Annotated in this window: 14 protein-coding genes; 11 read left to right on the forward strand and 3 right to left on the reverse strand. The window is 61.3% G+C overall.

Annotated elements, in window-relative coordinates:
- Positions 1–53 precede the first annotated feature (53 nt).
- From Q4D83_RS07335 to tsaD, 7 genes are all read left to right on the forward strand, one after another.
- Positions 54–1,469, forward strand: a complete 1,416-nt coding sequence (locus Q4D83_RS07335) for a bifunctional ADP-dependent NAD(P)H-hydrate dehydratase/NAD(P)H-hydrate epimerase (RefSeq protein WP_303174308.1) — start codon at positions 54–56, stop codon at positions 1,467–1,469.
- A gap of 184 nt (positions 1,470–1,653) precedes the next feature.
- Positions 1,654–2,754, forward strand: coding sequence for an alanine racemase (gene alr / locus Q4D83_RS07340; RefSeq protein ID WP_303174309.1), 1,101 nt, complete (start codon positions 1,654–1,656; stop codon positions 2,752–2,754).
- Positions 2,755–3,243, forward strand: a complete 489-nt coding sequence (gene tsaE, locus Q4D83_RS07345; protein WP_303174310.1) for a tRNA (adenosine(37)-N6)-threonylcarbamoyltransferase complex ATPase subunit type 1 TsaE — start codon at positions 2,755–2,757, stop codon at positions 3,241–3,243.
- Between the two features lie 129 nt (positions 3,244–3,372).
- On the forward strand, positions 3,373–4,278 hold the full coding sequence (locus Q4D83_RS07350; protein ID WP_303174311.1) for a hypothetical protein: 906 nt from the start codon (positions 3,373–3,375) through the stop codon (positions 4,276–4,278).
- A gap of 10 nt (positions 4,279–4,288) precedes the next feature.
- Positions 4,289–4,936: a tRNA (adenosine(37)-N6)-threonylcarbamoyltransferase complex dimerization subunit type 1 TsaB gene (gene tsaB / locus Q4D83_RS07355; RefSeq protein ID WP_303174312.1), complete on the forward strand. Its 648-nt coding sequence runs from the start codon at positions 4,289–4,291 to the stop codon at positions 4,934–4,936.
- Positions 4,936–5,388, forward strand: a complete 453-nt coding sequence (gene rimI / locus Q4D83_RS07360; protein WP_303174314.1) for a ribosomal protein S18-alanine N-acetyltransferase — start codon at positions 4,936–4,938, stop codon at positions 5,386–5,388. Before tsaB ends, rimI begins: the two co-directional genes overlap by 1 nt.
- Complete coding sequence (gene tsaD / locus Q4D83_RS07365; RefSeq protein WP_303174315.1) at positions 5,385–6,425, forward strand: tRNA (adenosine(37)-N6)-threonylcarbamoyltransferase complex transferase subunit TsaD; 1,041 nt, start codon at positions 5,385–5,387, stop codon at positions 6,423–6,425. Before rimI ends, tsaD begins: the two co-directional genes overlap by 4 nt.
- Positions 6,426–6,438: 13 nt before the next feature.
- Here tsaD and Q4D83_RS07370 read toward each other — a convergent pair whose 3' ends face one another.
- Both Q4D83_RS07370 and Q4D83_RS07375 read right to left on the reverse strand, forming a co-directional pair.
- The gene (locus Q4D83_RS07370; protein WP_303174317.1) at positions 6,439–7,260 is read right to left on the reverse strand and encodes a YwqG family protein; all 822 of its coding nucleotides are present in this window, start codon (positions 7,258–7,260) and stop codon (positions 6,439–6,441) included.
- A 78-nt stretch (positions 7,261–7,338) separates the two neighbouring features.
- Positions 7,339–8,175, reverse strand: a complete 837-nt coding sequence (locus tag Q4D83_RS07375; RefSeq protein WP_303174319.1) for a DUF1963 domain-containing protein — start codon at positions 8,173–8,175, stop codon at positions 7,339–7,341.
- 209 nt (positions 8,176–8,384) lie between these two features.
- Between Q4D83_RS07375 and groES the strand changes: the two genes are divergently transcribed.
- The 4 genes from groES to Q4D83_RS07395 all read left to right on the forward strand — a co-directional run bounded on the left by groES (position 8,385) and on the right by Q4D83_RS07395 (position 12,034).
- Positions 8,385–8,684 carry a co-chaperone GroES gene (gene groES, locus Q4D83_RS07380; protein WP_303174713.1) on the forward strand — a complete coding sequence of 100 codons (300 nt, stop codon included), beginning with the start codon at positions 8,385–8,387 and terminating at the stop codon, positions 8,682–8,684.
- Between the two features lie 5 nt (positions 8,685–8,689).
- The gene (gene groL, locus Q4D83_RS07385; protein WP_303174321.1) at positions 8,690–10,306 is read left to right on the forward strand and encodes a chaperonin GroEL; all 1,617 of its coding nucleotides are present in this window, start codon (positions 8,690–8,692) and stop codon (positions 10,304–10,306) included.
- 253 nt (positions 10,307–10,559) lie between these two features.
- Complete coding sequence (locus Q4D83_RS07390) at positions 10,560–11,129, forward strand: sigma-70 family RNA polymerase sigma factor (protein ID WP_303174324.1); 570 nt, start codon at positions 10,560–10,562, stop codon at positions 11,127–11,129.
- Positions 11,126–12,034: a hypothetical protein gene (locus Q4D83_RS07395; RefSeq protein WP_303174325.1), complete on the forward strand. Its 909-nt coding sequence runs from the start codon at positions 11,126–11,128 to the stop codon at positions 12,032–12,034. The genes Q4D83_RS07390 and Q4D83_RS07395 overlap by 4 nt, the downstream gene beginning before the upstream one ends.
- 110 nt (positions 12,035–12,144) lie before the next feature.
- Here the strand turns inward: Q4D83_RS07395 and Q4D83_RS07400 are convergent, their stop codons facing one another.
- Positions 12,145–12,522, reverse strand: a complete 378-nt coding sequence (locus tag Q4D83_RS07400) for a DUF5319 domain-containing protein (protein ID WP_303174327.1) — start codon at positions 12,520–12,522, stop codon at positions 12,145–12,147.
- Positions 12,523–12,646 lie beyond the last annotated feature (124 nt).

Below are 12,646 nucleotides of genomic sequence, written 5' to 3' on the forward strand. Positions count from 1 at the left end.
CAAAAATAGCAAATCTCATTCCTTTCGCCATTCTGTGCGCCTAACCTAGGAGTATGCGCCCCCTTTATACAGTCCACCAGGTCCGTGCCGCCGAAGCCCCGCTGCTCGCCTCGCAGCAGCGCCCCGACGAGCTTATGCGTAAGGCCGCGCGAGAGGTCGCCCGCGTAGCCAAACAGATGCTGGATGATCATTATGGGCGAGTGTTGATTCTCGCTGGTTCGGGCGGCAACGGCGGAGACGCCCTCTACGCGGCCACCGAACTGAAGGCCATTTCACTCGAGGCCATATTGATGGGCGGTCGCGTGCACCAGCCGGCGCTGGCCGCCTTTGAGGCCGCGGGAGGGGTGGTCGTGGAGAAGCCATTGGGGGAGTATGCGCTCGTCATTGACGGTATTACGGGCATTGGCGGGACCGGGGCGCTGCGAGACTGGGCGGCCGGAATCGTCGCAGAAATCGACGCGCCGGTGTTGGCGGTGGACGTGCCTTCCGGGGTGGATGCGGATACCGGCGCTACGCACGGCGCCCACGTGCGGGCCCGCCGCACCATTACGTTTAGCGGACTGCGTTACGCACACGCGTTTGCTTCGGCGTGCGGTGAGGTGACCGTTGCAGATATTGGACTCCAGTTTGAACCGGCCGACGCATTTCTGTGGCACGCGCTCAATGATTCATTCCCGCTGCGCCTCGAACCTGGCGAATCCGACGATAAATACACCGGTGGCGTTGTGGGTATTTGTGCGGGAAGCGAGCAATACCCCGGTGCCGGCACATTGTGCGCCATGGCCGCCGTTCGCGCCACCCCCAGCATGGTTCGCGTTATTGGCTCCAGCTGCCCCGCGCCCGAGGTGGTGCCGCACGCAAGCATTGCCGAAGCCGCCCGCGTGCAAGCCTGGGTGTACGGCCCCGGACGCGGCGAGCGTGACGAACTCGCCGAACTGCTCTCCCGCCCAGAACCACTCCTTATCGACGCCTCCGGGCTCACCGTCCTCGCCCGCGACAACGCCCTGCGTGAACAGCTGATCAACCGTAGGTTCGTCACGGTACTCACGCCACACGTCGGCGAATTCGTGCAATTGGTCGAAGGTTTTCATCTGCCCGTCAACCTAGAAGATTGGGTGGGTGCTGCCCGCTCGCTCGCGGTGCATACCGGCGCCACGGTGTTGCTGAAAGGCCGCCGCACTGTGATTACCGGCAGCACTGGCCCCAGCCACGTGGTGGATTTGGGCACCTCCTGGGCCGCCACCCCAGGTTCCGGCGACGCACTGTCCGGCTTGGCGGGCGCGTGGCTTGCTACGCCGCACTTGGAGGCGCTTGGCGCGGTGAATGTGATGACCCTGGCGGCCATGATCCACGGGCAAGCTGCGGAAATAGCCGCCAGAACCGAGTACGGGCATGCGCCAACCTCTGCCTCGCTTATCGTCGAGGCGATTCGGCCGGCTACTGCTCGAGTATGCTCTCCCGTTGCGTAAACGCGAACGCCGCGAACCCGAGAAATGTTAGAAAAAACAACACCTGCGCGAAAGCAAGCAGTTCTTGGACACCGATCCTGGTCATTGTTCTCACTCCTTGCCGTGGGTGATGGGGGATCCCCTGCGGGATACCTACTATTAAGCATATTGGATGACGTGTGCGCCAGTGGCAGAATGGGCAACCATGAACTTGCTCACCACCACAATTGATTTGGATGCCATCGCGCACAATACCCGCCTGCTCAAACGTATGGCCGGTGGCGCGCAGTTGATGTGTGTGGTGAAGGCAGACGGTTATAACCACGGCGCGGCACCGGTGGCGGCGACGATGGCGGCGCACGGGGCGGACCAGTTCGGGGTGGCCACATTGGCGGAGGCGGTAGCGCTGCGCGAGGCTGGCATTACCCAGCCAATTCTGGCGTGGATGTGGCAGCCGGATCAGAACATCGAGGCGGCGCTGGAGGCGGGCATCGAGCTAGGCGTGCCCAGCTTGGCGCACATTCGCCGCCTCGCCGACGAGGGGGTTGTTGCGCGCGTTTCCTTGAAGCTGGACACGGCGATGAACCGTTCGGGCGTGGACCCTACCGATTGGGACGCCGCGTTTTCCATGCTGGCGGCGGCCCCCAACCTCACCGTCACCGGCCTGTTTTCCCACTTCGCCTGCGCTGATGAGCCCGACAATCCGCTGAATAATCAGCAGATCGCCGCGATGAATCGGGCGATTAGCGCCGCCCGCGCCGCTGGTTTGGAGGTGCCTGTGAACCACTTGGCAAACTCCCCGGCGCTGCTCACCCGGCCCGATAGTTTCTTCGAAATGGTGCGCCCGGGTATTGCGGTATACGGCTGTAATCCCGTCCCCGGATTGGCCACGGAACTTCGCCCGGCCATGACGTGGGAGTCCCGCGTCACCGTGGTGAAGCCGATCCAGGCGGGTGAGGGCGTGAGCTACGGGCAAACGTGGCGCGCCCCCAGCGATGGGTTTACCGCGGTGGTGGCCTGCGGGTACGCCGATGGTTTGCCGCGTGCCATGCAGGGCGGACTGGAAGTGACCATTGGAGATTCCCGCTACCCGCAGGTGGGGCGCGTATGCATGGATCAAATCGTGGTGTGGTTAGGCGAGGGGGGCGCCCCGGAAGTCCACCCCGGCGACCGCGCCATTCTCTTCGGCCCCGGCACGGACGGAGAGATGACCGCCGACGATTTCGCGGCTGTGCTCGGCACCATCAACTACGAGGTGATTTGCAGCCCTCACGGTCGCACTACCCGCACATACCTGGGAGGATAAATGAAACGCCGCTTGGAAACCGCCGCCGATACGCAAGCCCTCGGCGAGGAACTGGGCCGTACCTTGCGTGCCGGTGACGTGGTGATTCTCGACGGCCCGCTTGGCGCCGGCAAAACCACCTTCACTCAGGGCGTCGCCCGCGGCCTGCATGTGCGTGGGCGGGTCACCTCGCCCACGTTTGTGATCGCACGCGAGCACCGTTCCACTGTGGGTGGGCCGCCGTTGATTCACGTGGATGCGTATCGGCTGCTTGAGCATGACGGCGACGCCCTCGGCGCCTTCGATGCCCTCGACCTTGATTCCGAGCTTGCGGACGCCGTCGTGGTCGCCGAATGGGGCGGCGGGCTCGTGGAACGCATAGCCGACCGCTATCTTTTGGTCACGATTGATCGCGATACCGCCGTGGCGGAGGACCCCGCATCGGAGGCGCGGTATATTTCCTGGCGGTGGGTGGGGTCGGGGGCGTCGATAAGCCCCGATCGAGGGTAGCTGCGCGCGTCTACTGCCAGGGGCTTCGAAACGTTGTGTGAGCTCAGCTGGTGCACGGCATTTCTTGGTTTGCGAGTGCAGGCATTTCGTTACCGGCGGATGTTGCGAGGCAACCATAAGCTCGACGCCATGGGTATCACCACACGACGAATGCGCCGCATCACCACAGCCGTCGCGGCACTGATTCTTGGGGTCAGCCTCGGGGCTGGAGTGCCTTTCGCGGCAGCCCACACTGATGCGCACCCCGTTGAGCAGTCCGGCGCCGTATGCTCGCCGGTGGTGGTTATCGCCGCTCGCGGCAGCGGCGAACAGCGAGTCGTTCTCGGCGCGGACTACCCCAGCACTTGGAAGTTTGCGGTACCGGACCGGCAAGGTTGGGAGGGCAAAACGCTGTACGCGATGTACCGCCACATTGACGCCTACGCCCGCGCCACGGAAAATGCCGACCTGTTCGAGCAGGTGTCGTTGTTGCCGTTGGATCAGGAGTACCCAGCCGTGGCAGTCAATGGCTCCGACGATGGTTACGGCAGCATTCCGTTCGGCCGCGTGTACACAAGCTCCCGGCAGGGCACGGAAAGCGCGTTGCGCACCATTGCTGATTACGAGGCCACCACCGGTTGCCACCCGAAATACTTGCTCAACGGCTACTCGCAGGGTGCGCTCGCGCTGCAAGGTATCGAGGTGGAGCTGGAACGGCGCGAACAGCTGGCGGGTGTGGTGTATTTGGGCACGCCCATTAAATTGCACAACGATCCCCGCAACCACATAATTGGCAAGGATTTGCACGGTGGGTTATTGGTTGCGGACCCCAACCCGCCGTACCCGCCGGATTTGATTGCTTCTGGAAACCGCACCGAGTACTGCATCGCTACCGATCTCATCTGCAACTTCGTCGAACAGAACGGCGAGAACTTTGTTGTGGCGTACGGTGGCGACCACAAGCACTACTTCCGGGGGCCGGCCTCCGAGCCCGCCGACCGCGATCAGGTCGCCGAGGATTTCCTGCGCTACGTTCGTGCGGCCGTGGCGCGCTAGGCTGTTACCCGTGCTTGTGTTAGCCATTGATACTTCGACGCCAACCGTTGTTGCTGGCTTGGTGCGCGACGGCGCAACGTTGGCGCAGCGCATCGCGCCGGATTGCCGGCACCATAATGAGACGCTGGTCCCTGCGATTCAGCAGTGCCTGGACGAGGCGGGCGTGGGGTTTGCGCAGCTTGATGCGGTTGTTGTGGGCTGTGGGCCGGGCCCGTTTACCGGTTTGCGCGTAGGCATGGCAACTGGCGCGGCGCTTGCTGACGCCTTGCGTATCCCCGCGTTCGGCGTGTGCTCCCTCGATGCGATCGCCCAGGGTATCGACGCCGCGTCGGTGCTGGTGACCACGGACGCGCGGCGTCGAGAAGTGTATTGGGCCCGATATGAGCAGGGCAGGCGCGTGGCTGGCCCAGCGGTCGCCGCCCCGAATCTACTTTTGGAACCCGCCGAGGTGGTGAACGCCCCTGCGCATCTTGCCGGCGCGATCCCCGCCGTCGGCGCGCGTGTGGATAGCCATCCGACGCCTGCGACTCTTGTCGCCGCGGTCGACTTTGCCGCCCCGCCCGCGCCGTTGGTCCCCCTGTACTTACGCCGCCCCGACGCGAAAGAACCGAAAGCAAAGCCGAAGAGTCCTGCGGTCCCCGACGTGGTGATTGACTAGTGCACATCCGCCGGTTGACCGAAGACGATGCGCCCGCGTGTGCAGCCTGGGAGCAGGTGCTCTTCCCGGGCGACGACCCTTGGCCCGCGGCCGCATTTCGCGCGGAAATCGCTAGCCCTTTCAACTTCTATATCGGCCTGTTCGATCCCGAACTGGTTGGCTATGCGGGGCTTGCCATGCTGGGCCCGTCCGGCAGCCCGGAATTTGAAATCCACACGATCGGCGTCAGCCCGCAGCGCCAAGGGCAGGGCCTGGGTCGGGCGCTCATGGACCAGCTCGTCGCAGCCGCCGACAGCTACGGTGGGCCGATCTTCTTGGAGGTGCGTACCGATAACGCGCCCGCCATTGGGTTGTACGAGGCGTATGGGTTTACTATCACCGGGGTTCGGAAAAACTACTACCACCCATCGGGCGCGGACGCGTACACGATGATGCGGGAAGGGCGAAAATGAACAGCGCAATAATTCTCGGTGTCGAATCTTCTTGCGACGAAACCGGGGTGGGGATCGTCCGCGTTACCTACGGCGATGGTGCCCCTTGCTACGAGATCCTTGCCGACGTCGTAGCAAGCTCCATGGAACAGCATGCGCGTTTCGGTGGTGTCGTCCCGGAAATCGCTTCGCGCGCCCACCTTGAATCCATTGTTCCCGTGATGCGCGCCGCCCTTGCCGAGGCCGGGATCGAACGCCCAGATGCAGTGGCCGCCACGATTGGCCCTGGGTTGGCCGGCGCCTTGCTCGTCGGCGCGAGTGCCGCAAAAGCCTACGCCGCGGCGTGGGGCGTCCCATTCTACGGCGTCAACCACCTTGGCGGTCACGTCGCAGTGGCCGCGTTAGAAGGTGACGCGTTGGCGCATGCCGTGGCGTTGTTGGTTTCCGGCGGACACACCCAACTCCTTGAGGTTCGCGGCGCTGAGCTGCGGGAACTTGGCTCTACGCTGGACGACGCCGCGGGCGAAGCCTACGACAAAGTCGCCCGCCTGCTGCGCCTGGGGTACCCGGGCGGCCCGGTGGTGGATAAGCTTGCGCGCCGCGGTTCTGTAACCATCGATTTTCCGCGCGGGTTGATGAAGAAATCCGATTCCCGTTATGACTTTTCCTTCTCCGGGCTGAAAACCGCCGTCGCCCGATACGTGGAAGCCGCCGAACGCGCGGGCGAAATCATCTGCGTTGAGGATGTGTGCGCGTCCTTCCAAGAGGCGGTGTGCGACGTGCTCACCCGTAAGGCCATTCGGGCGTGCCAAGATGTTGGCGCGCCCGAGCTGTTGTTGGGTGGCGGGGTGGCCGCGAACGCGCGGCTTCGGGAACTGGCGGCGGAACGCTGCGCGGCGGCGGGAATTACCTTGCGGGTGCCATCGATGAAACTATGCACCGACAATGGCGTGATGATCGCGGCATTCGCTGCGCAACTCATCGCGGCTGGGGCCGCCCCGTCAGCGCTGACTATCGGTTGCGACCCCGCCCTCGAAGTGGAAACCGGCCAACTGTAGTGCGCGTGCCCGGCTAGCAGCAGTCCCACGTGTAGAACACGTTGTCAAAATTAAGGGCGGCGAGGTCGGCGGGATGGATAAAGAAATTGGCTACGCCGGCGTCGCCAAACATCATGCTCACCGGACCATCTTCAGGGGTCTCCGTATCCAGTTGCAGCAGCAATCGGTAGTCGTCGAGCCCCTTTTCATATAGTCGCGGATCTTCTTGGGTGAAATACGCCCAACCCCCGCCGAAGATGGTGTTGCTGGGGTTGAGTTCAAAGATTTCGTAGCGCTCGGAATCGTCGTCATTGTTGGGGTCGTTCAACCCGTCGGGAAGCTCCAAGTTTTCCGTCTCAATATCGCAGCCAGTAGGGAATTGATCAAACAATTGCCCGGTGACTTCGAAATACCCGTCCCATATCGCGTCCGTCTGATCTGCGATGGTGCCGTGCAGTCGACCGTGCGCAAGCTCAGCCGCCGGAATGTAGCGCACTACGTGATTTGGCGTGCTGGTGATGCCGTAGCAATCGTCATTGCCATGAAAGAACTGCAATAAACCCTCGGTGGGATACCCCTCGCGCGCGGGTAGTTCCGCCATATTCAGCTGCGCCATATGCATCATGGGTTTGCCCTGCGAATCCACCGGCCACGGAAAATTATCCGTGACTAACGCGGGCCCGCCAATACGCGAGCCCGCGGGGCTTTTGGAAAGATAGCCAGGGAATTTATCGCCGTGCACAATCACGGGGCGCAACTTCAGGATGGTGGTGCGCCGCGTGTTTTCCTCGAGGAACTTGCGGTATCGTGCGAATTTTTCTGGGATTTCCGGGCGAAGGATGTTCATACTGGTCATATCGAGTACTTTACGTGCCTGCCTGCACCACCGAATCGGCTCCTTGCCATGAGCGAACTACTGTTCAGTACGAGCGCATCAATAACAGTCCCAGTAGTAGGCGACGTTGCTGAAGTCCCATCGTTCGAGGTCTTCGGGCCGGATAAAGAAGTTGGCGAATCCACTGTCGCCCCACTGGATGCGGGGTTTGTTTTTGGGCCCTCGGCTCGACCGGATTTGCAGTAACACTTTGGAGTGGAAGCTGAATCCGGCGCGGTCTTGTTGCGCGAATGCGGCCCATCCGCCGCCGAAGATGGCGGGCGGGCCCATGTGGGCCAGCGCGGGGGTCTCATTGATGAGGGTCTCGCCGTCAGGCGTGAAATAGTCCAGGCTGCTCATGAAGGACTCGTCTTTGCTGGTGGGGTATTGGTCGAATGGCACGGCCCGGAGGTCAAAGAATCCGTTTTCGATCGCCTTGCATTGGGTTTTCAGTCCGCCAAGGAGTTGCCCGTTGATGTATTCCTGCACGGGAATGTAGCGCACACATTGGTTGTGCGGGTTGGTGTAGGTGCCGCGCGTGAAGTCTTCATCGTCGATGCCGAAGTACCCGTGGTCGCCGATAAAAAACTGGAGGAGTCCTTCGTTGCGGAAGCCCTCCAATACGGGCATTTCGGAGAGGTTGATTTGGGCGACGAAGAGCATGCGCCGCCCGTGGCGATCACGTGGCCAGGGGTTTTGTTGGGTGATAAAGGCCGCGCCACCGATCCGCGACCCGGTGGGGTTGTCTACGATGCGTTTGGGAATGTGGTTGGGATTTCGCACGGTCATGCCGTGGAGGAACAGGCCTGCGACTCGCCGTGCGCGGGCGTCGAGAAAGTCTTGGTAGGGGGCGAGTACGTCGGGGAGTTGGAGTTTTAATGCTTCATCTGTGCTCATGATGCCCACGGTACTGGGATTATTGGTGTGAGATTGGGGCAAACACCCCCGCTGGAGTTGACAACTGCGCCGCCTTGAAGGCTGGCACTCGCGCGGGTAGAGTGCTAATGAGGTTGTCTGACACACACAGTTGTTCACCCGCGACGACGGCTGTGCTGGGAGTTGCAACCGGCACATATTCAACTGCTTTCACAATGGAGGAATTCATCGTGGCGAAAGTCAACATTAAGCCCCTTGAGGATAAGATCCTGGTTCAGATCAACGAGGCTGAGACCACCACCGCGTCTGGCCTGGTCATCCCGGATTCTGCGAAGGAGAAGCCGCAGGAGGCTACTGTTATCGCCGTGGGCGCCGGCCGGTTTGATGAGTCGGGCGACCGCATCCCCATGGACGTCAAGGAGGGGGATGTTGTGATCTTCTCCAAGTATGGCGGCACTGAGATCAAGTACCAGGGTGAGGAATACCTGATTCTGTCTCAGCGGGACATTCTCGCCGTCATTGAGAAGTAAAAAACATGGCAAAACTTATTGCATTCAATGAGGAGGCCCGCAAGGGCATTCAGGCGGGCGTCGATACGCTCGCTGATGCGGTGAAGGTAACGCTGGGCCCGCGTGGGCGTTACGTGGTGTTGGACAAGCCGTTCGGCGGCCCGACGGTCACCAACGATGGCGTCACCATCGCACGCGACATCGACGTCGAGGATCCGTTTGAAAATCTCGGCGCGCAGCTGGTGAAGTCCGTTGCGGTAAAGACCAACGATATTGCAGGCGACGGGACCACTACGGCGACACTGCTGGCGCAGGCGCTGATCCATGAGGGGTTGCGCAATGTTGCGGCGGGGGCGAACCCGGTGGAGTTGAACCGGGGTATTGCTGCCGGTGCGGACCGTACCGTGGAGTTGCTGCTGGAGCGCGCCACCGAGGTATCCAGCACGCGTGATATTGCCAATGTTGCTACGGTGTCTTCGCGCGATGAAGAAATCGGCGATATGGTTGCCGCTGCCATGGAGAAGGTGGGCAAGGACGGCGTGGTCACGGTTGAGGAGTCTCAGTCCATTGAGACGACCTTGGACGTGACCGAAGGCGTTTCCTTTGATAAGGGTTTCCTGTCTCCGTACTTCATCACCGATGTAGACGCCCAAAAAGCGGTGCTTGACGACGCCCTCGTGCTGCTCGTCCGCAATAAGATTTCCTCGCTGCCGGACTTTTTGCCGGTGCTGGAGAAGATTGTGGAGTCCGGCAAGCAGGTGCTGATCGTCGCTGAAGATATTGAGGGTGAGCCGCTGCAGATGCTGGTGGTGAACTCCATTCGGAAGACGCTGAAGGTGGTGGCTGTGAAGTCACCGTATTTCGGCGACCGTCGGAAAGCATTTATGGACGATCTCGCTGTGGTCACCGCGGCTACCGTGGTTGACCCTGAGGTGGGGGTGAATCTGCACGAGATCGGCTTGGACGCGTTCGGTGCCGCACGTCGCATCACCGTGACCAAGGACCGTACCGTCATTGTCGACGGCGCGGGCACCGCGGCAGACCTGGAAGCCCGCCGTGGGCAGATCCGCCGGGAAATCGATGGCACGGATTCCAGCTGGGACAAGGAAAAAGCTGAAGAGCGTTTGGCGAAACTCTCAGGTGGCATCGCGGTGATCAAGGTCGGCGCGGCCACCGAAACTGAGGTTGGCGAACGGAAGCTGCGCGTCGAGGACGCCATTAATGCCGCGAAGGCCGCGGCGCAGGAAGGCGTCATCGCTGGCGGCGGTTCCGCGCTCGTGCAGATCGCACGGGAGATCGGCAAGTACGCTGAGGAATTCGACGGCGATGCCCGCGTTGGTGTGCTGGCGTTGGCGCGTGCCTTGGCAAAGCCATGCTATTGGATTGCCGAAAACGCTGGCTTGGATGGCGCCGTTGTGGTGTCCAAGACTGGTGAGCTGCCCAATGGTGAAGGCTTTAACGCGGCCACGCTGGAGTACGGCAACCTGATGGATCAGGGCATCGTTGATCCGGTGAAGGTCACCCACTCCGCTGTGGTGAACGCCACGTCGGTGGCGCGGATGGTGCTCACTACCGAGGCGTCCGTGGTGGATAAGCCGGAGGAGCCGGCACCCGCAAGTGGGGGTCATGGGCACCACCACTAGTTGATATTTCCCACACGAAACCCACTACTTTTGTAAACCTCACTACAGTTAGGTTGATCAAAGGTCGGTGGGTTTTCGTGTTTTTGGAGTCGTTCGCGCCGGGATACTATGTGTGTTGTGTGCTACTTATACAGCGCGCGCTGGGGCTTTACACCTTGCGGGAACCTGAGACGCGTTCGTTAACTTTTCGCGGTACGATTGGACGTTGTTATATGCCAGTTGGCATCGCATGAACGAAGGAAGGGGTTCGCCGGTGAGTGAGTTTGAGGCTGAGCTTGCTGAGCTTGTGCCACTTGCTGCTGATGGTGACCGGAGGGCCCTGCAAAGAATCATGCAGATCATCCACCCTCAAGTGCTGCGATATTGTCGCGCGCGGCTCGGGGGTGGGCGTCATCCCACCGCCGACGACGTCGCCCAGGAGATCTGCTTGGCAGTGTCCACATCCGTTGCTTCCTATGTGGACCGTGGACGGCCATTTATGGCGTTTGTATACGGGATCGCATCCAACAAGGTTGCTGACGCGCACCGAAGTTTCCATAGAGATTTGTCTAACCCAACTGAAGAGCTCCCTGAGCAATCGGTTGAGCACGACACACCTGAGGAATATGCGCTGGTCAGCGATGGGAGTAACAGAGTACGCCATCTTCTCGATGGTTTAAGTGATAAGGCTCGTGACATTATTATTTTGCGAGTATTTGTCGGACTATCTGCAGAAGAAACTGCGGATATTGTTGGAAGTACCCCTGGCGCAGTTCGGGTGGCGCAACACCGTGCCCTCGGAGCGCTGCGGAAGCAATTGGAAAACGTGGGAGAGCGTAGATGAACCATCTTCGCGGAGCCGAAGGCTCAGGCGCTGGCGGGCACGAGAATGAACTCGTACTTGCCGATGACGCGTTCTTGACCGAGCTGGCTCGTGGTGTGGATCCGTCGGACGGGACGGACGAACTGGCAGGGCTGCTGCTGGACCTCAAAGCCGAGGTCGATGCGCCAATGCCGCCGGCCCCGTTGGTCAACGACGCGCCAACAACCGCCATGCGGCCGATACGCGACGTGCCTGCAGCCCCCACCTCTCAGCTCGAGTACGAACAAGAACAGTACGACGATTACAACGAGTACGAAGAGTACGAGGATGCGGAAGTGGTCGACCTGTCCACCCGCCGTCCGAAACGCTCCTTCCGGCAGGCATTCCTGCATGGTGTCCTCGGCGCAGCGGCCGCAACCTTAGCGATCGCAGGATCCGGCATAGCAATCTATAACGCAGGGCCGGGTTCCCCCTTATGGGGTGCACATGTTGCATTGTTTAGCGATCACGCAGCTGTGGTGGAGCTAGCCTCCACGCTTGAACAAGCTGATGATTCCCGTAGCCGCGGTGACGTGGAACGCGCCTTGGAGCTCTTAGACCAGGCCCGCACCATGGCAGCGGATATCCAAGCCAAGCGCGGCAGCGACACCGGACCAGTCACCACCGTGACCGTCACCCAAGGGCCCGTGGCCACTTCCACCACTCCAAAGAGTGAAGAGCCGGAGGAGCCAACCACCACGATGGAGCCACCGCCGCCGGTTACCGTTACCGCGACTGTGACTGTGGTCCAGCAGCCGGCGCCCATTCAGCAGCCCACCAGCCAAGCGCCAGCGCCGAGTGGTCCGGAGAACCCCAACCCGAGTCCGCCAGACCCAGCGCAACCCCCGGTGGAGCCCGGCCCGCCCGGTGAAACCCCCGGCGGGTAACCCCGCAACAGAGGGGTTAGCTGTGGGGAGGGGCTGGTTCGTTAAGGCAACCGCAAGCCTTCTGCGAACCCCCGCTAATCCCCCCGAGAAGTTGGTCGAAGAACACTGAGTTAGTGCTGGGCGGAGTCCATCCCATCAAGGTAGCCCGCGCAATACGCCCAAGGCACGTATGCGGTCACCATGGGGTGGGCACTGGGTTCGTGCACCGCGGAGACTTGGCCGTTGAGGGTGGCCTGGAGTTCGGCGGTCATGATGTCCCAATCGTAGTAGTGGTTATCTTCACAGTCGTCGCAGAAGAAGCAGATACCTTTGATGCCGTTGGGTTCTAGCACCCGACGGAATTCGTGAATAAGTTCGAGGTCATGCGTCATTGCGATGCGCTCAGCGGGCGTGAGCGGGGGATCGGGATCGTCACTTTCAAGGAACAATGCCGGATCGTTGGGGTCGTCGGCGAACGGATCAGGTGGCATGCGGTCGTTGTAGTACACAGTGCCACAGTATTGCTTGCTCACCGATAGAGGCAAGCATCTGAGCGGTTACCTTTTAGCCGGTGAAAAGGACTAGGCTTGATGCAACCTAGACCCAGCAGCTATAGCACAAAACTACATTCGT

It is taken from the genome of Corynebacterium sp. (genome assembly GCF_030532715.1).
In the GTDB taxonomy this organism is placed as follows: Bacteria; Actinomycetota; Actinomycetes; order Mycobacteriales; family Mycobacteriaceae; genus Corynebacterium.